This is a genomic window from Dyella sp. 01L423 (assembly GCF_056399945.1).
Window position 1 is genome coordinate 424,032 of record NZ_JBFTSI010000001.1, and the last position, 25,727, is coordinate 449,758.

Below are 25,727 nucleotides of genomic sequence, written 5' to 3' on the forward strand. Positions count from 1 at the left end.
GTGCGCGCCTATCTCGACCTGTTGCAGCACGTGCTCGATCACGGCACGGAAAAGGCCGATCGCACGGGCACGGGTACGCGCAGCGTGTTCGGCTGGCAGATGCGCTTTGATCTGGCCGAAGGGTTCCCGCTGGTTACCACCAAGAAGCTGCACCTCAAATCGATCATCCACGAGCTGATCTGGTTCCTGCAGGGCGACACCAATATCGCCTACCTCAAGCAGAACGGCGTCAGCATCTGGGACGAATGGGCCGATGCCGACGGCAACCTGGGCCCGGTCTACGGGCATCAGTGGCGTGCGTGGCCTACCGCCGACGGCGGCGTGGTCGACCAGATCCGCTGGGTGGTGGACGAGATCAAGCGCAATCCCGATTCCCGCCGGCTGCTGGTGAGTGCGTGGAACGTCGGCGAACTGCCGAAAATGGCGTTGATGCCGTGCCATGCGCTGTTCCAGTTCTACGTGGCGGACGGCAAGTTGAGCTGCCAGCTGTACCAGCGTTCGGGCGATATCTTCCTGGGCGTACCGTTCAACATCGCCAGTTACGCGCTGCTGACCCACATGATCGCCCAGGTATGCAACCTGGGGGTGGGTGATTTCGTACATACGTTGGGTGACGCCCATCTCTACAACAACCACGTGGAGCAGGCGCGACTGCAGTTGAGCCGTGAGCCGCGGGCGTTGCCCCGGCTGGAACTCAACCCGGAGGTTCGCTCGATTTTCGATTTCCGCTACGAGGACATCGCGATCGTGGGCTACGAACCGCATGGCGCCATCAAGGCGCCGGTGGCCGTGTAGGCCCGGCACGCTGTCACTTGCCGGGTTCGGCCCCCGGTCCTGCTAAGATCGGCGCCGCGCCACGCCCCCGGCCGGCGGCGCGGGTGGTAAACACTGTCGAGGATTCAAGGATTTCCATGGCTATTTCGCTGATTGCCGCGCTGGACGAGAACTTCGCTATTGGCCGCAAGGGCCAGTTGCCCTGGCACCTGCCGGACGACTTGCGCTGGTTCAAGGAGCTCACGCTCGGCAAGTACGTGCTGATGGGCTACAACACCGCGGTGGCGATTGGCCGGCCCTTGCCGGACCGCACCAACCTGGTGATGAGCCGCAAGCACGAAGCCCCTTTTCCTGGTCAGGTCACCGTACGCTCCCTCGCTGAAGGCACCGCCCGCGCCGGTGGCACCGGCTTGATGGTGATCGGTGGCGGCGAGATCTACCGCGAAGCCCTGCCGGCCGCCAAGCGCCTGTACCTCACCTGGGTCAATGGCGCGGTGGATGGTGCGGACACCTTCTTCCCGGGCGTGCATTTCAGCGACTGGACCGAAGTGTCCCGCGTGCACCACAAGAAGGACGGCACCCACGCGTACGACTTCGACATGGTCGAGTACATCCGCAACGACTGAGCGAAGGCGATGCCTGCTCCGACGACGGCCACCATGCATGTCATGGCTGGCGTCATGCTCGATCCGCAAGGGCGCGTACTGCTGGCGCAGCGTCCCCCGGGCAAGCATCTGGCTGGCTTGTGGGAATTTCCTGGTGGAAAGCTAGAGGCAGGCGAAACGCCGGTCGACGGTCTGGTGCGCGAATTGCGCGAAGAACTGGGCGTCGAGGCCAGCGTCGAAGGGCCGCTGATCCGCGTGCCCTGGCGCTATGGCGAACGCTCGCTGCTGCTGGACGCCCGCATCGTGCGGCGATGGCAAGGCGAGCCGGCGTCGCTGGACGGCCAGGCACTGCGCTGGGCTGTCCCGGCATCGGTCGACCTGGATCTGCTCACGCCGGCCGACCGGCACATCCTGCGCGCACTGCAGCTGCCTCCGCGCTATACGATCACCGCCGATGTTCCATCGTCGGCGTTCGACGAATGGCAGCAACGGATCCGACGCGCCATGGCGGCAGGTGAGCGCATGGTGCTGCTGCGCTTCCCGCAATGGCCAACGACACAGGTACGGGAGCTGGCGGCCAGTCTGTTGATCGAAGCGCGTGCTCTGGGCGCCCATCTACTGTTGAGTGGCGACGTCGAGGGCGCTCTGGCACTGGGAGACGGCGCCGGAGTTCAGCTCAAGGCTGCGCAACTCTCGAGCTGGCAGGAGCGTCCGTTGCCCACGGGGCAATGGGTGGGCGCGAGTTGTCATCATGCAGCCGATCTGCAGCAGGCGATGGATATCGCAGACTTCGCCACGCTCTCTCCGGTAGCCGCGACGGCCACCCATCCCGACGCGACGCCGCTGGGTTGGGAGGCGTTCGAACATTTGATCGGCAGCTCGCCCTTGCCTGTCTACGCGCTCGGCGGCATGACGCTGCAGGAGCTCGAAAGGGCTCGCCATGCGGGCGGGCAGGGCGTGGCCGGCATCCGCGGATTCTGGTGACCGCGGCTCAGGGTTTCGCTTGAGCGAGAGCCAGGTAGCGAGCGTGTAGTTCAACCACCGCACGATCCAGCGCGGATTCGTCACCGCTGTTCTCGATCACGTCGTGGGCCAGTGACAGACGCTGTTCGCGGCGCGCCTGACGCTCGATCATGCGCCGCGCCAGGGTCTCGTCGATGCCGTCGCGCCGCGTCAGGCGCTCCAGCTGCACCGACTCGGGTACATCTACTACCAAGACGCGATCCACCCAGCGGTAGTGGTCATGATTCTCGGCGAGCAACGGGATCGCCAGCATGCAATAGGGGCCGCGATCTGCCGCGACGTGTTCATGCAGCCACTGTCGGATGCGCGGATGGGTGATCGCTTCCAGCGCCCGCCGTTCCGCATCGTTGCCGAACACGCGCTGCCGCATGGCAGTGCGATCCAACTGGCCGCTGGCATCGAGTACCTCGCCGCCGAAGTGCGCGACGACAGCCGCCAGCCCCTCCGATCCCGCCGCGATCACCTCACGTGCCGCTACATCCGCATCGTAGACATGGACACCCAGCGCTTCGAATCGTCGTGATACCGCACTCTTGCCGGCGGCGATGCCGCCGGTGAGGGCGATCACATAGCTGGCGCGAGGCGCGGTCAACTCATGCCCGTAAGCTGCATGTACTGCTGAAGCAGCCATTCGCCGGCAACAAACCAAGTCCATCCCGCCGCCGCAATGAACGGGCCGAACGGCATTGGAATGTCACGCCCATGTTTGCGCAACGCGATCATGCACCCGCCCACCATGGCGCCGATGAACGAGGAAAGCAGGATCACCGGCAGCAGGGCCGTGGGACCCATCCATGCGCCCAGCGCGGCAAGCAGCTTGAAGTCGCCATAGCCCATGCCTTCCTTTCCGGTCAGCAGCTTGAACAGCCAGTACACGCTCCACAGGCTGAGATAGCCAATGGCGGCGCCGAGGATCGCAGTGCTTGGCGACACGAACATCGCCAGAAGGCTGAGCAGCAGGCCCAGCCAAAGCAGTGGGTAATTCAACTGATCGGGCAGATACTGCGTGCGGAAATCGATGCCGGCCAGTGCAATCAGCATCCAGGTGAACACCAGCCCGGCCACGGCGACCCAGCCGGGTCCGAACTTCCACACGATCACCGTACTGGCCAGGCCGCTGAGCAGTTCGACCAGCGGGTACTGGATGGAAATAGACATCTTGCAGTAACGACAGCGGCCGCCCAACAGCAGCCAGCCGAACAAGGGGATATTGTCTCGCGCCGCAAGTTGGTGCTTGCAGTGCGGACAATGTGAGGGCTCGCGCACGATTCCCGGGGGCAGGGATTTGACGTCGGGTTCCATGGCCAGTGTGTCGAACGCATCGAGTCGCCACTGCGCCATCAAGCGCTCGGGCAGGCGCAGGATCACGACATTGAGGAAGCTACCGACAAGGAGGCCGAGGATGCCGGTTGCAAGAATCCATTCCCAGAGGGGGAGCTCGAACATGGGTCAATCCGAAGGTTTGGATACGAAAAAGGCCCCCCTCCTGACAGGAGAGGGGCCTGGACGGCCAGAGCTTACACGGTGGATGCGAGCTTGAAGATAGGCAGGTAGAGCGAAACGACCATGCCACCCACGAGCACACCAAGGATGACCATGATCAGCGGTTCGAGCAGCGTTGCGAGCGTGTCCACCGCGTTGTTCACTTCTTCCTCGTAGAACTCGGCGACCTTGAACAGCATATGATCGAGCGCGCCTGATTCTTCACCGATCGCCGTCATCTGCACGACCATGTTCGGGAACACGCCTGTCTGTCGCATGGAGAGCTGCAGCTGGTGGCCAACGGCAACGTCTTCGCGCATCTGCTTGACAGCGTCGCCATAGACTACGCTGCCAGTGGCGCCCGCCACGGCATCCAGCGCTTCCACCAGAGGGACGCCTGCTCGAAAGGTTACGCCCAGTGTGCGGGCAAATCGGGCGATGGCCGATTGACGAAGAATATTTCCGATGACCGGGAGCTTGAGCATCACGCGATCAAGGAAATGCGCGAACTTTAGTGATCGCTGCTTCGCCATCACCAGTGCGACCACGCCACCGATAATTCCGAAGACAACAACCCACCAATACGCCTTCATGAATTCCGAGGCGTTGATAACCACCTGGGTCGGGGCGGGCAATTCCGCACCGGCATCCTTGAAGGTCTGCGCAAATACCGGCACCACGAACAGCAGCATGATCATGCTGACGAGCAGGGCGACTGCCAGAACCATGACCGGGTAGAACAGTGCCTTCTTGATCTTCGCCTTGATCGCCTCAGTGCGTTCCTTGTAAGTCGCCACCGTGTCGAGCACGGTATCCAGTACACCGGAGGCCTCGCCGGCATGAACCAGATTTCGATAGAGTTCGTCGAACTGCACGGGATATTTCGCCAGCGCCTCGTGCAGGGCCGAGCCGCCTTCAATGGTTTGCTTCACATCCACCAGCATGTTCTTGAAGCGGATGTTCTTCTGGCCGTCGGCGATGATTTCGAAGGACTGCACCATCGGCACGCCGGAAGACATCATGGTGGCAATCTGGCGGCTGAAGATGGCGACGTCGCGAGGCTTGACCGTGCTGCCGGTGGATCCGAACAACGGTTTGCCGCGTTCCTTCACCGTTTGGGGGTTCATGCCCTGTCGGCGAAGCTCCGCTTTGACCAGCGAAGCGTTCTTGGCCGCCATGTCCCCCTTCATGCGCTTGCCGCGCTTGTCCAGGGCGATCCAGTCGTACGTGGTCAGCTGGCTGATCTCGGCGCGTTGGGCGCCGAGGGACTTGACGTTTTTAGCGGTGGCCGCGGCCATGGCATTTCCCCCTGCTGGTACGGTCGGACCGCCTCAGGATGGCGGCCGTCTTATCAGTGCAGCTTAAGTCATTCCCCCGGACCAATTCGTGGCACCGGACGCAAGTTCGGTGCGACGGACAGCCCAACCCCGCGACCCTATCGGCCGGAATCGGGGGTCAATCCTTGGTGACGCGGTCGATCTCGGTCAGGCTGGTCATGCCCTTCTTCACCTTCAACAACGCCGAGGCACGCAAATCGTTCACCCCGGCCTTCTTGGCCGCCTCGGCGATCTGCAGGGTGTTACCGCCCTGCAGGATGATCTTCTGGATCTCCTCGAGCATCGGCATGACCTGGTAGATGCCCACGCGCCCTTTGTAACCCTCGTTGCAGCTATCGCAGCCGACCGCCTCATAGATGGTCAGCCCGCCGTCGATGTCCTCTTGCGTGAACCCGGCGTCCAGCAGGGTCTTGGGCGGCAGCTCGATGGGCCGCTTGCACTCGTGCAGGCGTCGCGCCAGGCGCTGGGCAATGACCAGCGTCACCGACGAGGTGATGTTATAGGGCGCGATGCCCATGTTCATCATGCGCGAAATGGTCTGCGGCGCGTCGTTGGTGTGCAGCGTGGACAGCACCATATGGCCGGTTTGCGCCGCCTTGATGGCAATTTCGGCCGTTTCCAGGTCGCGAATTTCGCCGACCATGATCACGTCCGGATCCTGTCGCAAGAACGAACGCAGGGCGGCCGCGAAGGTCATGCCGCGTTTGACGTTCTGCTGGACCTGGTTGATGCCCTCGACGCGGATTTCAACCGGGTCTTCCACCGTCGAGATGTTGCGCTCTGCCGTGTTGAGGATATTGAGTCCCGTGTACAGCGATACGGTCTTACCGGAGCCCGTGGGACCGGTCACCAGCACCATGCCGTAGGGCTTGTGGATGGCATCGAGATAAAGCTGCTTTTGTACTTCCTCGTAGCCCAGTACATCGATGCCGAGTTTGGCGGCGGAGCCATCAAGAATACGCAGTACGATTTTTTCGCCGAATAGCGTTGGCAGCGTGCTGACGCGGAAGTCGACCGAGCGACTCTTGGACAAATTGAGCTTGATACGTCCGTCCTGCGGCACGCGGCGCTCGGCGATATCCAGGCCCGACATCACCTTGATGCGCGAGGAAATGCGCGCGGCGAGCTTCATCGGCGGGCTGGCGACGGCGCGGAGCATGCCGTCCATGCGCAGGCGCACGCGATAATTCGTTTCGAACGGTTCGAAATGGATGTCCGAGGCGCCGCGCTTGATCGCATCGACCAGGATCTTGTTGACGAACTTGACGACCGGAGCGTCGTCGTTCGAGTTCGCATCGATACCCGTGGACTCGGCCTCTTCGTCGCCGCCTTCCAGAGTCAGCTCATCGAATTCGCTGCCGCCCATCTCGGGCATGGCGTTGCTCATGGCGTTGAGCGCGGTTTCGATGACGCGCAGCAGCTGGCTGCGATCCACCAGGATCGGCTCCACCATGCAGTTGGAGTGGAACTTGATCTCGTCCAGCGCGTGCGACTGCATCGGGTCGGCAATGCCGACGAACAAGCGCTTGCCACGCTTGAACAGCGGCAGCGCCTTGTGCTTGTTGATCAGCGCCTCGCTGATCAGGTTCAACGGCAGATTGGCGGGAACCAGGGCACTCACGTCCATCATCGGCATGCCGAACTCGTCGGAGGCGATGCGGGTGAGCCGCGCACTGTCTACAAGGTTGTTGTCCAGCAGCCAGGCCGTGAGCGATGCCTTTCCCTGGGTCGACTCGGCCACCGCCCGGCGAACATCGGTCTCCGGGAGCACATCTTCCGATACCAGTCTGCGCGCCAGGCCGGTGAGGCCTGCGAGCGACGGTTGCATTAGCGTTGACATAGCGATACGGCCCAGCCCCCTGATAAGAAGGGAATTTACCCCAGTTGGCGGGGTTGGTCATCCCATCAGCTCAGGGTTTGAAAGCCTCGGGGTGACCGGGCGCACATAACCAGCCTGAATCGGGCGCGCCATCCGGACATGCAACAGGCGTGCCTCGCCGGTTTTGTCCGTAGACCGCGCTGCGGCGTTGGGATAGAACTGCGGCCTGTCCCCACCAAGTGCGACCCGTGACACATCCTGACCCCCAGCGACCCTTTCTCGTCTTTGGCGCCCCTCAAATCGAGGAGGCTGAGATCGCCGAGGTCGAGGCCTGCCTGCGGTCAGGCTGGTTGGGGACGGGGCCGCGGGTCGCTCAATTTGAGCGCGATTTTGCCGCCTGGCGCCAGGTCCAGCCGTCTCAGGTGGCAGCGGTCAATTCCTGCACGGCAGCCCTCCACGTCAGCATGGTGGCCGCCGGCCTGGAGCCGGGCAGCGAGGTGATCACCACGCCGCTGACCTTCTGCGCCACGGTCAACGCCATTCTCCATGCGGGACTCACGCCCGTGCTCGCCGATGTCGATCCCGTCACGCAGAACATCGACCCGGATGCCATTGAGGCGGCCATTACCCCGCGAACCCGGGCCATTGTGCCGGTCCATTTCGCGGGGCGGCCATGCGCCATGGACCGCATCATGGCCATCGCCGACAAGCACGGGCTGGTGGTGATCGAAGACTGCGCCCATGCCATCGAAAGCGAGTTCCATGGCAAGCCCGTGGGTACGTTCGGGGACTTTGGCTGCTTCAGTTTCTACGTCACCAAGAACGTGGTGACGGGGGAGGGCGGCATGATCCTGGGGCGCGACGAGGAGCGCATCGCCCGCGCCCGCATCCTGGCCCTGCACGGCATGAGCAAGGACGCGTGGCATCGCTTTGGCGACCAGGGCTACCGGCACTATCAGGTGGTCGAGTGCGGTTTCAAATACAACATGATGGACTTGCAGGCGGCCATCGGCATCCACCAGCTGGCCCGGGTCGAGGACAACTGGCAACGTCGTCGGCAGCTGTGGCAGTACTACGACGAGGCCCTGGCGGACCTGCCGATCGGGCTCCCCGCCCCACCGGCGGGTGAAACCCGCCATGGCTACCACCTCTATACGGCGATGATCGATGCCGATCGCTGCGGGATCGACCGGGACAGTTTTCTCGAAGCCATGAATGCCCAGCAGATCGGCACGGGCGTCCATTACCTGTCGGTGCCCGAGCATCCGTACTACCAGCAACGCTTTGGCTGGCGCCCAGAGCAATGGCCGGTGGCGATGCGCCTGGGGCGTCAGACGGTCAGTTTGCCGCTTTCGCCGGCCATGTCTGAGGAAGATGCCGAGCGGGTAGTCGAGGCGATCAGGTCGGCCATTCACACTTGAGGCAATAACCAAATCATTCTGGGCGATGTGACGCAGCACTCGCAAACTCGCTTCGCTAGCCGCCTTCCGCTGAACGCGGCAAAGCTCAGGTTATGATGCCGCTTCACTTCCGGGGACACGCTCTTGAACCGCCTAAGCATCATCTTGCCTGCCAAAAATGAAGGGGCGGCGCTGAAAGATCTGCTGCCACGCCTGCGACTAGCCCAGCCGGAGGCGGAAATCATCGTGGTGGATGATGGTTCGACCGATGAGACGCGTGACATCTGTGCCAAGGCGGGGGTGACCTGCCTGTCCTCGCCTTACTCCATGGGCAATGGTGCCGCCATCAAGCGTGGTGCGCGTGCGGCCAGCGGCGATGTACTGGTGTTTATGGATGGCGACGGTCAGCACGACCCGGCGGACGTTGCACGGCTGCTCGAAAAACTGGGGCAGGGCTACGACATGGTGGTGGGCGCTCGCGACTGGGGCAGCCAGGCTGGCGTGGGGCGAGGCGTAGCCAACACCATCTACAACTGGTTGGCGACCCGCATGACGGGTCATGCGGTGGCGGACCTGACCTCTGGCTACCGCGCCGTGCGCGCGGACAAGTTCCGGGAATTCCTGCACCTCCTGCCGAACGGCTTTTCGTACCCCACCACTAGCACGATGGCCTTTTTTCGTAGTGCCTATCCAGTGGCCTATGTACCCATCAAGGCTGCGCAGCGCATCGGCAAGAGCCACATCAAACCGATCAAGGACGGAATCCGCTTCCTGCTGATTATCTTCAAGATCGCCACTCTGTACTCTCCGCTGAAGCTTTTCGCGCCCGCAAGCGCCGTGTTCTTTGTTCTCGGTTGTGCTAACTACCTGCGCACGTTCTTTACGTATGGACGTCTCACCAATGGCAGTACGCTCATGTGGAGCGCTGCAGTCATCGTATTCCTGATTGGCCTGGTATCAGAGCAAATTACGGCGCTTACCTATCGTCGAGACGCGTAATTTATGGCGGCGCAGCTGATTTTCGCCGTGGGAACTCGGGCCCAGCTGATCAAGGTGGCGCCGGTGGTTGCGGCCTGCGAAAAACTTGAACTTCCCGTGACGCTGTTGATGACCGGGCAGCATCAGGAGACCATGCAGGATCTCATTGACGAGTTCGGTCTACGTTCGCCCCAAGTGCAAGCAACGCAGGCATCCGAGCGGTCGACGATTCTGTCGCTCCTGCGCTGGCTGCCCGCTGCTTATCTGGGCATCAAGCGAAAACTTGGCCAACTCATGGTCGGACACGCCGATCGAGCTTATGTGCTGGTCCATGGAGACACGCTTTCCACCTTGATCGCCGCTTACGCCGCAAGGCGATGCGGTGCTCGCATCGTGCATTTGGAGAGCGGTCTCACGTCGGGACGATTGTTCGATCCTTTTCCCGAGGAAATGGTTCGCCGCCTCGTTTTTCGCATGACCGATATCGCGATGTGCCCAAACGCCGAGGCAGCGGAATTCATGCGTCGGCGAGGTCACCGCAATGTGGTCAACACGCACGGCAATTCGATCATCGATGCAGTACGTTTGACCGGTGCATCCTCGATGATTCCCGCGGGTGACGATGCCTATGTACTTGTGTCTCTGCATCGCTTCCAGAATCTCTATGATTCAAAACGGCTGCTTCAGTTGGTAGAGCTCGTGGAGAACCTGGCGCAAGCCCGGCGCGTGAATTTCGTATTGCATCCGGCGACACGAGGCAGATTGGCGCGAGAAGGATATCTAGAGAGGCTCTCTACCTTCGACCGAATCGGCCTGTTGCCGCGCATGGGCTACCGCGACTTCATTCGCCTAGCTGCAAGGGCCGGGTGTGTACTGACTGACGGTGGATCGAATCAGGAAGAGCTGGCGGCGTTGGGCATCCCTACCATCGTGATGCGAGCACGCACCGAGCGGCCGGATGGCCTTGGATCGAACGCCATCATGGAGCAGAACGCACCGGGAGGAGTTCTTCGCTATGTCTTGGACGGCGGCGTTGAAGAGTTGCGAAGAGCACCCTTGGACTTGAGCGAAAACGGCCCCTCCTACACGATGGCGCGGTATTTTGCTGAGCGTCCCAGTGCTGAAGAGCAAGTCGCGACGTGAAGGAGATGGTTGGAGGCGCAGTTCTTTTGATCGGCGGTGCAGGCCAGCGCTCGCGACTTCATCTGTCGGTGGAAGTGCCCGCGCCGGTGGCGGGCAGTGTCATTGCCACCGGATCCACCACCGTATGTTCAGCAAGGCTTGTCGTCGCCAAGATGGTGCAGCATGCAAGGCGATAACCGCAGGGAATTTTTTCCAGCCGCGATCTTGCGCGCGCTGCCGTGGCTGGGGCGCTTGCGTTTTGGAACCCTGGCCAAAAGTTCCGTTTCCGTCATGTTCTGGAGCGGTGCCAGGCTGGCCGCCCAGCTTGTCTGGGTGCTATTGCTCGCCAGAAGGCTCGGCGCATCGAGCTACGGAACATTTTCAGGCATTGCATCCCTGGCACTGGCGATGAGCGGTTTCGTCGGGCTGGGGCTGGGCTTGCGGATGTATCAGGACACGGCGCGCGATCCGACCTTATTCTCCGCACGCTGGCGGCAGGCATTGCAAGCCTTGGTGATGACCGGTGTTGGTCTGGCGGCGCTTTTCTTCGTGATGGCGCTGGGTATGTTCCAGACCACCGATTGGTCTTTGCTGTTGGCGATCGCTCTGTCGGAACTGATGCTGGCACCCGTCGTGGCGTTGATTGCCTATGGTTATGCTTCCCACGGGCAGATGGGGCATGCAGCAGCAGCGCCCGTACTGCTTTCTTTGGCAAGAATCATCGCTGTGCTTGTGTTGTACGCCCTCCCGCGAGACATCGGCATTGATGTCTATGGTTGGCTTCACGTCGTGGCTACGGCTGTCGCTTCGGCAGTGCTGCTCTGGAATTGCAAGAAAAGGCTCGATATTTCGCAAACCAGAGAAGTACTCCGCTGGGGAGATGTTTGGGCTGGGTTGGGTTTTTCGGCAGTGCAGGCTAGTGGGCTCGCGCTGAGCACTTTGGATAAGTCCTTCGCGTTGCGCTGGGGCGGCGATGCCATGGCTGGCCGCTATGTGGCGGCATACCGTTTTGTAAGCGTTGCAGCCTTACCGGTGGACTCGCTGATGATGGCTGCGATGCCCCATCTGTTCAGAGCTGGCGCAAAAAGGCGAGAGGCTAGCGTCCCCCTGCTGGTGGCCTTGGCCGCTGCAACGGGGGGGTACGGTATCGTCATGGGGATACTGGTTTGGTCGTCCGCAGATCTCGTTCCATGGCTACTAGGCGCGAGCTTTGTTGGCGCGCAAGCAGCGGTAAGAATGCTTGCAGTGTACGTGCCGCTCTATTGTGTTCGCACTTTGGGAACTAACGTCTTACTTGGATTTGGCTGGAAGCGCTGGCGTTTCGCCTTTGAACTTCTGGCGTTGGTCTGCATGCTCATTGTGGCTGCGTGGCGGATCCCTGAGTCTGGATTGAGTGGTGCCGTTGAAGCGCTTCTCACAGCTGAGATCGTACTGGCGACGCTCGCATGGGGGCGCGTACTTTGCGGGTTGATGTGGTGTAAGCGGGAGCTGGCATGAATAACGACTATCTGCACTCTTTGCGTGAATTTGAACTCAAAAGAGCCCTGCCTGAGTTCTCTCGTGTGGCCAAGGTGCCGGCCGATGTTCGAGTATTGGATATTGGCGCAGGTACGGGACATCAGGCGGCACAGCTGCAATCGCGGGGCTATCAAGTAACAGCCGTTGACTTACCTGTCAGTGACTATGCGTCGGAGCGTGTTTATCCCGTGCTCGACTACGATGGAAGCGTGTTGCCACTGGGTGATGCTTCCATCGACGTCATTTTCAGCTCGAACGTGCTGGAGCACGTTAAAGAAGTTCAGGCACTTCTGCATGAGTGTCAGCGTGTGTTAGCCAACGGAGGCGTGGCGATCCACATCTTGCCCACACCAGCCTGGAGATGGTGGACAACGATTTGCCATTATCCATGGCTAGCTCTGCGAGCAGTGCAGCTCCTGGGAGGGCGTCAGCGCAAGCATCACCATCGAAATGTCCAGCCGCTCGATGATTCCCGCTCAGCCGTGCAGTCGCTAGTCAAACCTTGGTGGACGATGCTCTGGCCGGGGCGTCATGGCGAACGTGGAATGACTTTGACGGAGCATCTCTACTATTCGGAGAGCTGGTGGTGCGCAACATTTGCAGCGGCGGGTTTCCGAGTGGAGAGCAGCTATCCGGCAGGCCTGTTCTATACTGGCTGCATGCTCCTGGCCGACCGAATACCCATATCTTGGCGGATGGTTATCGCGAGATATTTAGGTTCGGCTTGCCGAGTGTACGTGCTGACCCCTCATGCACTTGGCTAATCCGTATAGCGATGGAAGCATCGATAGTTATCGCGCGCCCATTGAAGGAGTCTAAATAATGGTTAGGCGTTGGATCCGAACGTTACGTGCGATGCGGGAATCGAATCGGCTGCCTGATATTCCTGCTTGGCAAGTGGCGATCGTCGAGCGTGTTCGTCCATTCACAATGACGGGCGTGGAGCGAATTCTCGCGACCATTGGGGCTGTTGAGTACATTGAGCGCCATGCCGTTCCTGGCGCTATCGTGGAGTGCGGCGTATGGAAAGGCGGTCAAATGATGGCCGCGGCGCTTACGTTGCGGCACTTGCAGGCCAAAAGGCAGATCTTGCTCTTCGATACGTTTGAGGGCATGACCGAACCCGAAGAGATTGATCGTGATCTGGAGGGCAAAGCTGCGCGGCCAGTGTTTGACAAGGCTTCCTTGCAAAAGGTGGGCGGGCGGTGGTGTGAGGCTCGTGTCGACGAAGTGCGGCGAAACGTCGAATCCACCGGATATCCAGTGGAGCTCGTGCAATACGTTGTTGGACCGGTGGAGGAGACCTTGCCGGATGCTTCGCCTGGATCGATTGCTTACTTGCGACTCGATACTGACTGGTACGCTTCAACTATTCATGAACTAAATCATCTATTCCCGTTGGTGTCTCGTTTGGGGGTCGTGACGATCGATGACTATGGCCACTGGGAAGGAGCCAGGAAGGCGACGGATGAGTATTTGTCAGCACATGGAATACCCGTTCTTCTCCACCGAATCGACTATTCGGGTCGCCAGTTTGTGAAGCCCTGATCGCCGGGGGAACTCGAGCTGTTTTCGCTTGCACCGCGTTGGCGAATCATTTTCCATCTGACGGATAGCTTGGCATGTGCGGCATAGCAGGAGTCTTGGGCTCAACCTGGGCCAACTCAGCACAAACGTTGCGGGCGATGGGTGATGCATTAGCGCACCGCGGCCCCGACGACGCAGGCGCATGGATTGATCCGGGTTTTGGCATAGGGCTCGCTCATCGCAGGCTCGCCATTGTCGATCTATCGACAGCCGGTTCGCAGCCGATGCACTCTCGCGACCATCGGTTTTCGATCTCGTTCAATGGTGAAATCTACAATCACGAAGCGTTGCGGAAGGAATTGGTTGCCGCTGGTTGTGATGAATGGCGTGGCCACTCCGATACGGAGGTTTTGCTTAATGCCATAGAGTTCTGGGGCATTGAGGGCGCGCTGCGGCGTAGCAACGGCATGTTCGCTGTTGCGCTGTGGGACAAGGCGCAGCGGGAGCTCGTGTTGGCACGAGATCGCACCGGAGAAAAGCCTCTATATGTAGGCTGGATCGGGGGCGATATAGCATTTGCATCGGAACTACGCGCATTGCGTTGCCACCCTAAATGGCGCCACGCGATTGAGCCATCTGCTCTGGCTCTGATGTTGCGGCTTGGTTATGTTCCCGCTCCCTGGAGCATCCACCCAGGTATTTACAAGATGCCGGCCGCAAGCTTGTTGCGGCTTCGTATTGAAGACGCTGCAACAGTACCTTCCATTGAAAGTTTTGCCGAGCGACTTCAGCACTACTGGAATTTGGAGGAATTGGTCTTAGACGCCAGGCCTTGGAGTGGTTCCGAGCAGGAAGCTTTGGACGCCTTGCAAAACTCTCTTGATGAGGCCGTTGGCTTGCGGATGGTGGCCGATGTCCCTGTTGGTGCGCTGCTTTCCGGTGGTGTCGACTCGAGCCTCGTAGTTGCCAGTATGCAAAGCCAGTCCGCCTTCCCCGTGCGAACTTTTACCGTCGGCTTTGACGACGATGAGATCGATGAATCGAGTCAAGCTCGTACTACCGCGCGTTTGCTGGGGACCGATCATCAGGAAATAAGATTGCCTTCGGCTAGTGCGTTAGATCTCGTGGCTCGGTTGCCTGACGTGTACGACGAACCTTTTGCAGACGCTGCACAATTGCCCGCACTATTGGTATGTGAGGCTGCCCGACGGCAAGTGACCGTAGCATTGACTGGCGATGGCGGAGATGAACTGTTCCATGGTTATCAGCGCTACCTAGATGCTGAGCAGAACTGGCACACGCTGGGTCGTCTTCCGCCATGGGGGCGCCGAGTGTCGGCGCTAGGTCTAGAAACGATGGCGCGCCTTGCGGGAGGGGGGCGATTTGCGCAGATGCTCCGGCGTCAGGCATCACGTGTTCCCGCCGCCAACAGCGATGACTATTACGCTCGTTTGCTGCTCTTTCCTGATGCTATTGCGGTTGATCGGGCTTCGTGGCATCGAGGTATGGCCATTGCTTGGCCGAAGGTTCCCACTGCATTGATGGAGCCAGGGCAGCGCATGCGATATCTCGACCAGCGCATGGGTCTGCCAGAGGGCATTCATACGAAGCTGGACCGGGCGAGCATGGCAGTTGCCTTGGAGTTGAGAGTGCCGATGCTTGACCCGCATCTGCTTGCCCTTGCATGGCGCATGCCCGAGAACTGGCTTGCGCACGGGGGTGTAGGCAAGCTTTTGTTGCGCCGTCTCCTTGGCCGACGATTGCCTGAAGTGTCGAAACGACGCAAACAAGGTTTCGATGTGCCCATCGCGAGCTGGCTTCGCGGCCCCCTGCGTCCTTGGGCGGCCGAGCTACTTTCGTCTGCTAGGTTGCCGGAAGAGGATTTGATCGACATGGCGGCGGTGCGAAGAATGCTTCAAGACCACGTCGCTGGTCGGGCTGACTTTGGCTACGCCTTGTGGTCGGTGCTGATGTTCCTATCTTGGAACCGTCGCTATGGCTGATCAACCTTTGCGAATTTTGGTTATCGGTAACCTTCCACCTTATGTGCTCGGAGGGGCTGAGAACCAGATCGCGCGGTTGACCACCGCCTGGTTAAGTGCGGGCGCACACGTTGAAGTCGCAGGCCACCGCATTCCCAGCGGACTGCAGGTGCTGGGAAACCATAGCGTCAGGACACATCACCTGAGGGCGTGGGCGCGTGGCGGACGCGCCGGACGCGCATTGGGCTACCTGATCTCGTTGGCCGCGCTGGTTCGGCAAAAACGCCACACAGTGGATGTCGTCTATTGCCGTGGCATGGGCGATGGCTTATTGAGTCTCGTGCTCATGAAAGCGATCAGGTGGTGCCGTTTGCCGATTGTTGCTTGTCCAATCAACGCAAGAGGACATGGTGATGCTACTTTCCTGCGCTCAGTGCCTGGATGGCGACTCTGGTGTCGTCTGATCGATCGCCATGTGCAAGCCATCAACCTGATCAATGTGGACATTGCAGCCGACCTGGCTTCACTCTTCATCACCAGGCCGCGTTTCAGTCATATCCCAAATGGCATTCCTCTGCAGCCCGAGCCAGATCGGAAGAGTGTTCTTACGGTAAGGCGATTGGTTTGGACAGGACGTCTAAACCTACAGAAGGGTGTTGATGTGTTGATCGAGGCGTTGGCGGTCTGCCGTAGGGAGGGTCGTCAATTCACCCTTGACTTGTATGGTGATGGCGAGTTGCTACGAGACCTCGTCCAATTGGTCAGGGATCGCGAGTTGGAGGATTGCGTGGCGTTTCATCCGGCCGTTGCAATAAGTGAAGTTCGCGAGCGATTGCTCGGGGCTGACGTCTTTGTCTTGCCGTCTCGTTATGAAGGCATGTCCAATTCTGCGCTCGAAGCCATGGAAGCGGGCCTGCCAGTGCTGTGTACGCGTTGCGGAGGGATCGACGTTTATCTGGAAGGTGGCATCGGCTGGATTGCCGAGCCGGAGTCCAGGGAGTCTCTTCTTGCCGCACTCAGAGCCATGTTCGATGCCGGTGACGAAGAGCTATTGAACAGAGGGCGCCGCGCACGCGCCCTGATCGAGGATCAATTTGCAATGGACCGCATTGCGGCTGCCAATTTGGAGCTTTTGCGCACGAGCGCGAAAATGGACGGTCTCTGATGAGAGTGCTGGTGCTATGCAAGCGCCAATATACGGGCAAGGATTTGCTCGATGACCGCTATGGCCGCTTGTTCGAATTGCCCGTGGCGCTTGCTTCACGCGGGCATGAAGTGACCGTGCTCGCCGCCTCCTATCGGCCGAAGGGGAATAGTTCTCGCGTAGAAGAACGGGTTGACTGGCATTCGATTGACGCTTTTCGTTCCCCGTTCGGCTACCGGCAGAAACTACGACACCTTATAGCGTGCATGCGTCCGGACGTGCTTTGGCCGAGCTCGGACGTATTGCATGTTGTTGAGGGTGGCCGCCAGGGCCGAAAAAATGACATTCCGGTGGTCGTGGATCTCTACGACGACTACGAATCTTTCAGGTTGACCTCTGCGCTGGGGCTTGTCGGACCATTTCGCCAAGCCTGCGCAAAGGCAGCTGCCTTGAGCGTGGTGAGTCAGACCCTCGCGGAAACCATCAAGGTGCGAATACCTGGCGTGGGCCCCATGGCGGTCGTCGGTAACGGTGTGCCGGAAGGCTTCTCTGTCCGCGCTCCTAAGGACGAGGCAAGACGTCAACTTGGCCTGCCGTTGGATGCGGCTCTGATAGGAACGGCCGGCGCTCTGGATGCCTCCCGCGGCATCGATGACTTGCTGCACGCGTTCGCGCTTTTGCGGCAGCGCCGTCCGAATGTCCGACTCGTGCTGGCAGGGCCGCGCGATCGCAACACCGCCGCTTTCATGGCCAGGGATGCTGGAGTTATCGACTTGGGCTTGTTGGCCCACGACCGAGTCCCATGGATCTACTCCGCATTGGATGTTGGGGTGGTATGCAACCGCGACAGCGCCTTTGGCCGGGCCTGTCACCCGCAGAAGCTGGTCGAAATGGCTGCGTGCGGGCTACCTATGGTCGCCGCCGCCGTGGGCGATGCCGCGATCATGTTGGACCAAGCCAATCTCTATGTGTCCGGGGATGCGCTCGCACTGGCTCAGCGGCTCGAGCAACAGCTCGACGCCCCGTCACGAGCACCCTCGTCAACGGCGCTTCGTTGGAGCGAACTGGCGGTTCGACTGGAAGCGATACTGCAAGAGGCAATTGAGAAATTTCAGACCGGCCCAGCGTCGGTCTGATGCTGCGATAGCAGTGTGCGAAGCTCTGCGATATGGGCGTCCAGATGGCCTCCGATATTCAACGTTTGCAAAACGTTCAATGAATCGCGCGCTTGCTCGTATTTCCCCATGGCCACCAACATGCGTATTTGCGTGATGCGATACGCTGCTTCCTTCGGATTGGACTTCAGCGCGGCCTCTATCATGCGTTCTCCGAGCGCATGGTTGCCTTGCAGATTCCAGGCGTAGTCGCTGTAGGTAGCAAGGAGTCGGCCGCTATTGTTGGGGTGGTCGAGGGCTGCTTGAAAGGCCTCAGTCATTCGATCATTGCTCAATGCGCAGCTGGCATCTTTGGCGCATTGGGTCAGTGCCACGAGCGAGCTTTCGTCTTGCACTCCAGGTGGGCGACTCTTGAGCTTGGCGACCATCGTGTCCCACCACAGGTCTTTTTGCGGAAGATGCATGCGCGAATTCATAAAGATCAGTGCCTGCTGAGGCAGGATTGAAGATTCGGGCATGGCAGCGGCACGTTCAAGTGGTGCATAGGCCAGTCTCGTGAACGGCGATGCAGGGTCATAGCGGGAATAGATAATGTAGGTGCGCCCGAGTTCGTATTGGGCTCGCGGTGAATCCGGTGCGCGATTGGCAAGTTCCTGGGCAAGTCGCAACGGGTCACCCCAGGCAATGGCGGTGTATACCGTTAGGCCAATCCAGTTGATGAACAACAGACCAAGTAGCCATCGACGGAGCGGAGCAAAAGCTGTCGCAGGCGTAGTCAGTGCAGGCACCACTGCCAATAGCAAGCCAAGGCTGCCGAAGTAGTTGCGGTGCTCGTAGACCAGCTCCAATGGCAAGACAGTCCCGGTGAGCAAGTGGCTGCTCAAGTACAGGCCGATACCCAGGGCAATCAGAGGCCGACGATGGCGCGATGAGTATGCAAGCCATGTCAGTCCCGCAAGGAGTAACAGGCTGGGCACGGTGGTCCATGGCGAGAACAGACCTCTCGATACGGCAAATTCGTCGTGATAGAACGACAAGCTGCCGGATGTGGGAAACAGGACCCACGCCATGTAATTGCAAACGGCCCGGGTCTCGCTCAAAAGGCGGGTGCCAAGTGTGAAGTTGCGTGTCGCCCACGTATCGGCGCTAAGTAGCTTCGGTCCCAGCCAGATCGCGCCACAGGCGAGTGGAACAACCAGAACGATTGCAAAGAGCATGACGATGCGACTATCCGCCTTTATGGGCGTCGGGCTCCTAAATCCGAAAATGATCCATTCGACCAACAAGGCGTACAAGGGAAGCATGACGACCGTTTCCTTGGCCAGGATGCCCAGGGCGACCGGCAGCACCAGGCTCGCCACACACTGTAGAAACGGCCAGCCCGTCGCAGAAGCCAGCATGCGTTGTCTTCCTGAGACATACGCGATGAGGCCAAGCAGTACGAATAGGTTGGCAAGACTTTCCTCACGCTGCACCACATAAAGCACGGCCGTCAGGTTGATCGGCAATAGGAGCCAAGCAGCTGCTATCAATGCAGCGATAACGCCGTAGCCGATGCCTTGGTCTTGTTTCGCCGCGCCGTTGGGTCGTGCCGCGGTAGATGTCCAGGGCCCGGCAGTCGCCCCCGGACCTTGCATGGCGAGCAGGAGGAGCTGCTTTGCCAGTATGTAGACGCCGATGCCGTTTAGCAGGTGAATAAGCAGATTGAGCAGCTTCCAACCGAACGGATTCAGTCCGCCAACAAGATAGTTGAACGCAAAGCTCAGCGAGGCTAGTGGTCGCTTGAAGTCGCTTGCCGGTGAGGAGAGTGCAACTTGCACAAGCGATGGCAGGCTTACTTCACTGGGCTGAACGCCGTGATTGTCGACGATATTTGGATAATCATCGAATAGCCATCCGCCGTACAGGCCGGGCCAATAGACCATTGCAGTGACCACTAGGGCCAGTGCCACTACACATGTGCTTGGCCGCCATCGAAAGAAGTTGTGCGCCACGGCTGGCTCATCAGGGAGGATTCGAGTGCATGAGCTTACCGCGTCGGGCGTGTGAGTTCCCGACCAGGCATCGTCGCACCGTCGACTCGCGCAAAGCTCGTGTGGTTCGGAGCGTCAGCGGGCGTATTGGCGCCGCCTGCTCAGGGCTGGGGGTGTGAGGCTGAAGCCAGCTTTGCTTTCCTTATCGCTTCGATATTCGTTGCGTCGATGTCCTTGTCGTCTACGAGTAGGCGGCGCAATAAAGGGCGCCGCGAATAGTCGACGCTTTGCAGGACTGCGATCGCTTGATCGTATAGACCGGCGCTAACGAGATACTTGGCCTTCAGGCGAGGAATGTTGGAGTCGGGATCGATGCGAAAGGTCGCGTCCAACTCGCCCAGGGTCATCGCCAGGTCGCCCTGCTTCACGGCCCAGTAGTGCTTCTGGTAGTGAAGAAAGCCGGCCGCTGCTGGCTCGCCGAAATAGGCTGGATTCTTCAAGAGGATATCTACAGCTGTTAGCCACGAGGCGGGACTTAAGGCAGGGCACTGCCCTATATCGGACAGCTCGCGCAGCGGTTCCATATTGTCGAAGCCGCCGCGATCAAACGGTGCAGTTGCCAAAATGGCATTCAGCTGCTCCATGTCGCTGCCCGTTAGGTTTCGCTGGACGCACAAGACATGGATTCGGTTTTCAGCAAGTCCGGCGTTGCTTGGGTTGATGGATGCTGCGGCATTGAGCACATCAAGCGCTGCATCCAGTTTCTTGTGCTTGAAGAGACGCTCCGCGAGGTAGACCTGTGCTCGAACAGAGTTGGGCTCGGTTCGAGCCCAGGTATAGGCCAAAGTGTCGTCCGATGCATAAATTCGACTGCTGAGGGCAGTGGTAAAACCGCAGGCCAGCAGCCAAATGCACGCGACAATGACGCACAGTGTTCGGCGACGAAGGTCGTCGACGCGCGAAATGGCTATGCCTATCGCCATCATGACGCCCATCAGCGGTACGTAGTTGCGATGCTCAAAGTAAAGCTCGAGCATGATGGTCGAGCTTTCAAGGAGCTGCCCGCCGAGATACCAGGCAACTGCCATCGCGAACAGGGGCCAGCGGCGGCGCATTCCCAGGGCGACGCCTGCTACGCTGAGCAATAAACCCAGGCAAAGCGCAGTCGTGGGCGGGGAAAGAAGCGAGCGAGATACGGCAAATCCATCGTGGTATAGGCCGTAGATACCGAATCGTGGAACGAAAATCTGACCCAAGTAGCTCGCGATAACGCGAGGCTCGGTAAGCAAGCGCTCACCCACCGTGAAGTCGCGACCGCCATGTTGTCCCCAGGACACGACGGCGGCCCACAGCAGATAGCCGACCACAAACCCCACCACCGGCCAGATCAAAAGGCGCCTTAGCCATTGGAGTGACGCAGGTAGCTGCTTGACGCGGCATCTCAGTAGTGTCGCGTCCAGCGCCAGCGCACAGACGGGCAGAAGGATGCCGTTTTCCTTGCTGAGGAATGCCAATACCGTGCAGGCGCCAAGGCCCAGGAAGACCCATATTCCACGCTGGCGCTGCGACAGCTGCGTTCCCAGCAGGCCCTTGAGATAGGCCAGTAGGCCCAACAGCACAAACATTGCCATTAACAGCGTCATGCGTTGCACGACCAGCACAACGCCCGACAGCTGGATGGGATTCACCAGCCAGCCGGTGGTGGCCAGCAATGCCGCGAGATGCGCTTGGCTGGATGGTGTCTGCGCGTCGCGCGAAGCGGCTGGCGCGGCGCGTGCAACCCTGAATACGAGCGTATAAAGAAGCGCGCCACATAGCAGGTGCAGGCCCAGGTTGACCAGTTTGAATGGAAACGGGTTGTCCGGCCAATCAGCTCGCTGCAACAGGAAGCTCAGCATGGCCACAGGACGGCCGGGCAGGCTGCGCGGCTGCGATAGATAGATGCCCAGGTCTCGCCAGCTCGACAAGTGGTCGATGCTGGTCAAGGCGTCAAGATTGGGAAAATCGTCGAAAAGAAAGGGGCCGTGGAGCGCAGGCCAATACAGGCATGCGCAGCCAGCAAGCACAGCAGCCATAAGCCACTGATAGCGATTGATCTGCATAGCGAGGGACATGGCCCGAAGTTTATGAAATGAATGGCGATCCGGGCGCCACGCGGTTGCTCTCGCCGGCTTATCGGCAAGTTTGCGGAAGGTATTTTGGATCTGCCGTGCTGGCGCAGGACCAGACAGTTTCAGTCGCCGACGCCGACGCCATCGTAAGCGTAATGGTCTTGCCGATCAGGCGCGGGGTCACCGACCCGGCACCGCGCATCGCAACATTGAGAATGCAATTGTTGTTGCCACCGCCGGTAATGTCGACGCTGGCTACATACTTTCCACCGTAGCTTGCCGAGGTCGAGGGAAAGCCCGGTGATTTTCCAAGCAGAGGGCAGGCGCCGGTCTGCAGGAAGTAGTCGCTCACGTCGGTCTTGACGCCGTCACTGACGGTGAAGGCTTCGCTCAATTGCGCTTTGGAGACCGAGTCCAGGTAGATCGACAAGGACAACGAGGCGAGAATCGCCACAATGGCCACGACGATCATAAGTTCGATCAGCGTAAAACCCCGCACTGACTTCATTGTTTGTCCCCCGTTGGTGCTGCTAATGCAGCAAATACCGCGCCATGATTTACCAGGGGATTTGATGTGGTTCTCACAAATAGAAAAACCCCTCGAAAGAGGGGTTTTTTGGCGGTACGTACAGCCTTACTGCTGGCAGGCGGTCGGCAGATACTTGTTGTCGACAGCCGGGCTCGTGGTGCACGTCCAAGAGAAGGTGCCACCGTTGTCGGTGCCCTGGAACAGCGCGACTGCACCGATGAGCGGCTTCGACACCGAGCCAGTGCCCTTGAAGGTCACCTTGATGTCGCACATCTTCGTGCCGGTGGCGGCAGTTCCTGGAGCAATGTCGGCCGAGGTGACGTACTTACCGGAGTAGCTTCCCGGAGCCTTCGGGAAGCCCGGGGTTGAGCCCAGCGTCGGGCACTGACCAGTCTGCGTGTACGACTCGGAGATGGCCGTCTTCATGCCATCAGCCACGGTCTGCGACTCGGAGAACTGCGACTTGGTGATGTAGTTCTGGTACTGCGGGATGGCGATGGCGGCCAGGATCGCGATGATCGCCACGACGATCATCAATTCGATCAGGGTAAAGCCCTTCTGCACGTTCTTCATGGTGGTTCCTCTGTTTTTGGTTAGCTAACCGGTAATGCCCCCTGAGCCCCGGTCCCGATTCCCCCTAGGCGGGAACGGACCCCCTTACTGCGGCCTGGAACGACCAGGAAGCTCGCGGCAATTGCAGCACGTTATGTGCCACTCGTGCCGTTTGGCAGGTCCCCGCTGGGTAGCGGGTATGTGGATTGTGCATAGGGTCACGAGACGCGGCAACCTGATTGGGTCAGGCTTTTTGCAGGATTGTCGAACCCGTCTCGGTGCGAAGGGGCTGGCTGCTTAGGCGGGGCACAAAGTGACGTTGCGCGTCAGTTACTTTGTGAGACGTCCGTCTCAAAGTGCTCGGGATGGTCACTTCCTTGGGGTTTTGATGCACGAAATCCGGGTCCTTTCGTCAACCTTTAGGCTGTCGGTGGGCGCGGCGAGAGTCCTTCGATTGAGCCTGGCAAAGTAAGTAGCCCGCTTGCTTGCCTTGCTGCAGCAGGTCTCCATGCCGCACCGTGCCTTGCCTCAGACCCCTGCCGACACTTACCGTCAGCGCTTTCGCAACACCCAGGAACCCCACCCATGAAACCCTTGTTTGTCGCGCTGGCGCTTGCGTTGGCCGGTACCTCTGCCGTGGCGGCTGAGGTCGAAAACCACGGTACCCACCCCTTCAATATCCGCGATCTGGTGATGATGGATCGCGTCGGCGATCCGCAGTTGTCGCCGGATGGTCGCCAGGCGCTCTATACCGTGCGTGCCACGGATTACGCAGCGAACAAGGGCATCACTTCGATTTATGTGCTTGACGTGGCCAAGGGTGGCGCGCCGGTCAAGCTGGTGGAGAAGGCATCCTCGCCGCGCTGGGCGCCCGATGGTTCGGCCATCTATTACGTGGCCGACAAAGATGGCGTCTCGCAGTTGTGGCGTCGCCCCTTGGGCGCATCGGCCACGGCGACGCAGGTGATGCACGCGCCGATCGATGTCGATAGCTACAAGCTTTCGCCCGATGGCAAGAAGGCGCTGCTGACCTTCGGCGTGTTTACCGATTGCGCGGATCTGGCCTGCACCAAGGAGCGTCTGGACGGCCGCGCCAAAGACAAGGCCTCAGGCACGGTGTACGACAAGCTCTTCGTGCGTCATTGGGACACCTGGTCCGACGGCCGTCGCGCACAGCTTTACATCGCCGATCTGGACCAGCCTGCTGCGCAACCCGTGCTGCTGACGCGTGGCATCGATGGCGATGTGCCGAGCAAGCCATTTGGTGACGACGGCGAGTTCAGCTTCTCGCCCGATGGCAAAACCGTGTATTTCGACGCGCGCATCGCGGGCAACAGCGAGCCGTGGTCGACCAATTTCGATGTCTATAGCGTGCCGGCCGATGGCTCTGCCGCACCGCGCAACCTCACGGCCGAGAACCTGGCCTGGGATGCGTTCCCGGTGCCGTCGCCGGATGGCAAGACGCTCTACTACCTCGCCATGAAGGTGCCGGTGTCCGAAGCTGATCGCTTCCGCATCATGGCGCTGGATCTGGCCAGCGGGCAGAAGCGCGAAGTGGCGCCCAACTGGGATCGTTCCGCCGGCGGCATGCAGGTGTCGGCCGATGGCAAGACGCTTTATGTCACCGCCGACGACAACGGGCAGCACCCGCTGTTTGCCGTCGACGTGGCCAGCGGCAAGACCTCCACGCTCGTCAGCAACGGCGAAGTGGGCGGCTATGCGCTTGGCAAATCGTCGCTACTCGTGCAGCGCGACGACCTGAAGCGTTCGGCGGACCTCTATGTCGCCGACCTGCAGGGCAAGGGCCTCAAGCAGGTCACGCATTACAACGCCGAGCAGCTCAAGAAGACCCAGATGGGCGAGCCGGAGTTCTTTACCTTCAAGGGTTGGAACAACGAAACGGTGCAGGGCTATGTGGTAAAGCCGGTGGGCTACAAGGCCGGCAAGAAATATCCGGTCGCCTTCATCATCCACGGTGGCCCGCAGGGCGCTATGAACAATAGCTGGAGCTATCGCTGGAATCCGCAGACGTATGCGGGCCAGGGCTTCGCCGTGGTCACCATCAACTTCCACGGTTCGACGGGCTACGGCCAGGCGTTCACCGATGCGATCTCGGGTGACTGGGGTGGCAAGCCGCTGGAAGACCTCAAGGCCGGCTGGAGCGCTGCGCTGTCCAAGTACAGCTTCCTTGATGGCGATCGCGCGTGTGCGCTCGGCGCCAGCTACGGTGGCTACATGATTTACTGGATCGCCGGCGTGTGGAACCAGCCGTGGAAGTGCCTGGTGGATCACGACGGCGTGTTCGACGCACGTGCCATGTACTACGACACCGAAGAGCTCTGGTTCGAAGAGCGCGAGAACGGCGGCACGCAGTACGACCATCCCGAAAACTACGAGAGGTTCAACCCGATCAACCACGTCAAGGATTGGCGCGTGCCGATGCTGGTCGTGCATTCGGCCAAGGATTTCCGCATTCCCGATACGCAAGGCCTGGGTGCGTTCACGGCCCTGCAGCGTCGTGGCATCCCGAGCAAGCTGCTGCACTTCCCGGACGAGAACCATTGGGTGCTCAAGCCGCAGAACAGCGTGCAGTGGCATGAGACGGTCAATGCATGGCTGAAGCAGTGGACGGCCAAGGACGCCCCGGCTTCCACCAGCAAGTGATGATCGAGTTCTAGACGTAAAAACGGCGGCCTTCGGGCCGCCGTTTGTTTTGCGCGAAACGCAGGTCGCTGG

21 protein-coding genes are annotated in these 25,727 nt (G+C 60.1%); 13 read left to right on the forward strand and 8 right to left on the reverse strand.

The genetic code is table 11. The features are described 5' to 3' along the window. From AC1DMY_RS01855 to AC1DMY_RS01865, 3 genes are all read left to right on the forward strand, one after another. Entirely contained in the window at positions 1–795 is a 795-nt protein-coding gene (locus tag AC1DMY_RS01855; RefSeq protein WP_477163334.1) for a thymidylate synthase, read from the forward strand. Between the two features lie 116 nt (positions 796–911). Then, the gene (locus AC1DMY_RS01860; RefSeq protein WP_441602544.1) at positions 912–1,400 is read left to right on the forward strand and encodes a dihydrofolate reductase; all 489 of its coding nucleotides are present in this window, start codon (positions 912–914) and stop codon (positions 1,398–1,400) included. 9 nt (positions 1,401–1,409) lie between these two features. Next, positions 1,410–2,363, forward strand: coding sequence for a Nudix family hydrolase (locus tag AC1DMY_RS01865; protein ID WP_477163335.1), 954 nt, complete (start codon positions 1,410–1,412; stop codon positions 2,361–2,363). Positions 2,364–2,370: 7 nt separating this feature from the next. On the opposite strand, the gene coaE is transcribed toward AC1DMY_RS01865, so the two are convergent. From coaE to pilB, 4 genes are all read right to left on the reverse strand, one after another. Further along, on the reverse strand, positions 2,371–2,994 hold the full coding sequence (coaE, locus tag AC1DMY_RS01870; RefSeq protein WP_477163336.1) for a dephospho-CoA kinase: 624 nt from the start codon (positions 2,992–2,994) through the stop codon (positions 2,371–2,373). Beyond that, positions 2,991–3,848 carry a prepilin peptidase gene (locus AC1DMY_RS01875; RefSeq protein WP_477163337.1) on the reverse strand — a complete coding sequence of 286 codons (858 nt, stop codon included), beginning with the start codon at positions 3,846–3,848 and terminating at the stop codon, positions 2,991–2,993. Before AC1DMY_RS01875 ends, coaE begins: the two co-directional genes overlap by 4 nt. A gap of 71 nt (positions 3,849–3,919) precedes the next feature. Further along, the gene (locus AC1DMY_RS01880; RefSeq protein WP_477163338.1) at positions 3,920–5,182 is read right to left on the reverse strand and encodes a type II secretion system F family protein; all 1,263 of its coding nucleotides are present in this window, start codon (positions 5,180–5,182) and stop codon (positions 3,920–3,922) included. Positions 5,183–5,339: 157 nt separating this feature from the next. Further along, positions 5,340–7,061, reverse strand: coding sequence for a type IV-A pilus assembly ATPase PilB (gene pilB / locus AC1DMY_RS01885; RefSeq protein ID WP_477163339.1), 1,722 nt, complete (start codon positions 7,059–7,061; stop codon positions 5,340–5,342). A gap of 227 nt (positions 7,062–7,288) precedes the next feature. Between pilB and AC1DMY_RS01890 the strand changes: the two genes are divergently transcribed. From AC1DMY_RS01890 to AC1DMY_RS01930, 9 genes are all read left to right on the forward strand, one after another. Beyond that, positions 7,289–8,461, forward strand: coding sequence for a DegT/DnrJ/EryC1/StrS family aminotransferase (locus AC1DMY_RS01890; RefSeq protein ID WP_477163340.1), 1,173 nt, complete (start codon positions 7,289–7,291; stop codon positions 8,459–8,461). Between the two features lie 123 nt (positions 8,462–8,584). Next, complete coding sequence (locus tag AC1DMY_RS01895) at positions 8,585–9,439, forward strand: glycosyltransferase family 2 protein (RefSeq protein ID WP_477163341.1); 855 nt, start codon at positions 8,585–8,587, stop codon at positions 9,437–9,439. A 3-nt stretch (positions 9,440–9,442) separates the two neighbouring features. Further along, the gene (locus AC1DMY_RS01900; RefSeq protein WP_477163342.1) at positions 9,443–10,561 is read left to right on the forward strand and encodes a UDP-N-acetylglucosamine 2-epimerase; all 1,119 of its coding nucleotides are present in this window, start codon (positions 9,443–9,445) and stop codon (positions 10,559–10,561) included. A gap of 162 nt (positions 10,562–10,723) precedes the next feature. After that, positions 10,724–12,037: a lipopolysaccharide biosynthesis protein gene (locus tag AC1DMY_RS01905; RefSeq protein WP_477163343.1), complete on the forward strand. Its 1,314-nt coding sequence runs from the start codon at positions 10,724–10,726 to the stop codon at positions 12,035–12,037. After that, positions 12,034–12,822 carry a class I SAM-dependent methyltransferase gene (locus AC1DMY_RS01910; RefSeq protein WP_477163344.1) on the forward strand — a complete coding sequence of 263 codons (789 nt, stop codon included), beginning with the start codon at positions 12,034–12,036 and terminating at the stop codon, positions 12,820–12,822. Before AC1DMY_RS01905 ends, AC1DMY_RS01910 begins: the two co-directional genes overlap by 4 nt. 91 nt (positions 12,823–12,913) lie before the next feature. Next, positions 12,914–13,606, forward strand: a complete 693-nt coding sequence (locus AC1DMY_RS01915) for a TylF/MycF/NovP-related O-methyltransferase (protein WP_477163345.1) — start codon at positions 12,914–12,916, stop codon at positions 13,604–13,606. A 74-nt stretch (positions 13,607–13,680) separates the two neighbouring features. Next, positions 13,681–15,588 (forward strand): asparagine synthase (glutamine-hydrolyzing), encoded by a 1,908-nt coding sequence (asnB, locus tag AC1DMY_RS01920; RefSeq protein WP_477163346.1) that lies wholly within the window; start codon positions 13,681–13,683, stop codon positions 15,586–15,588. Beyond that, positions 15,581–16,732: a glycosyltransferase family 4 protein gene (locus AC1DMY_RS01925; protein ID WP_477163347.1), complete on the forward strand. Its 1,152-nt coding sequence runs from the start codon at positions 15,581–15,583 to the stop codon at positions 16,730–16,732. Before asnB ends, AC1DMY_RS01925 begins: the two co-directional genes overlap by 8 nt. Next, on the forward strand, positions 16,732–17,847 hold the full coding sequence (locus tag AC1DMY_RS01930; RefSeq protein ID WP_477163348.1) for a glycosyltransferase family 4 protein: 1,116 nt from the start codon (positions 16,732–16,734) through the stop codon (positions 17,845–17,847). Before AC1DMY_RS01925 ends, AC1DMY_RS01930 begins: the two co-directional genes overlap by 1 nt. Here AC1DMY_RS01930 and AC1DMY_RS01935 read toward each other — a convergent pair. From AC1DMY_RS01935 to AC1DMY_RS01950, 4 genes are all read right to left on the reverse strand, one after another. Next, positions 17,823–19,778 (reverse strand): tetratricopeptide repeat protein, encoded by a 1,956-nt coding sequence (locus AC1DMY_RS01935; protein WP_477163349.1) that lies wholly within the window; start codon positions 19,776–19,778, stop codon positions 17,823–17,825. The two genes, AC1DMY_RS01930 and AC1DMY_RS01935, sit on opposite strands and share 25 nt — an antisense overlap. 182 nt (positions 19,779–19,960) lie before the next feature. Next, complete coding sequence (locus AC1DMY_RS01940; RefSeq protein ID WP_477163350.1) at positions 19,961–21,901, reverse strand: tetratricopeptide repeat protein; 1,941 nt, start codon at positions 21,899–21,901, stop codon at positions 19,961–19,963. Between the two features lie 70 nt (positions 21,902–21,971). After that, positions 21,972–22,418 carry a pilin gene (locus tag AC1DMY_RS01945; protein ID WP_477163351.1) on the reverse strand — a complete coding sequence of 149 codons (447 nt, stop codon included), beginning with the start codon at positions 22,416–22,418 and terminating at the stop codon, positions 21,972–21,974. A 126-nt stretch (positions 22,419–22,544) separates the two neighbouring features. Beyond that, complete coding sequence (locus AC1DMY_RS01950) at positions 22,545–23,012, reverse strand: pilin (RefSeq protein ID WP_477163352.1); 468 nt, start codon at positions 23,010–23,012, stop codon at positions 22,545–22,547. A gap of 564 nt (positions 23,013–23,576) precedes the next feature. On the opposite strand from AC1DMY_RS01950, the gene AC1DMY_RS01955 reads away from it, so the two are divergent. Continuing rightward, positions 23,577–25,655, forward strand: coding sequence for a dipeptidyl-peptidase 5 (locus AC1DMY_RS01955; RefSeq protein WP_477163353.1), 2,079 nt, complete (start codon positions 23,577–23,579; stop codon positions 25,653–25,655). Positions 25,656–25,727: the final 72 nt, after the last annotated feature.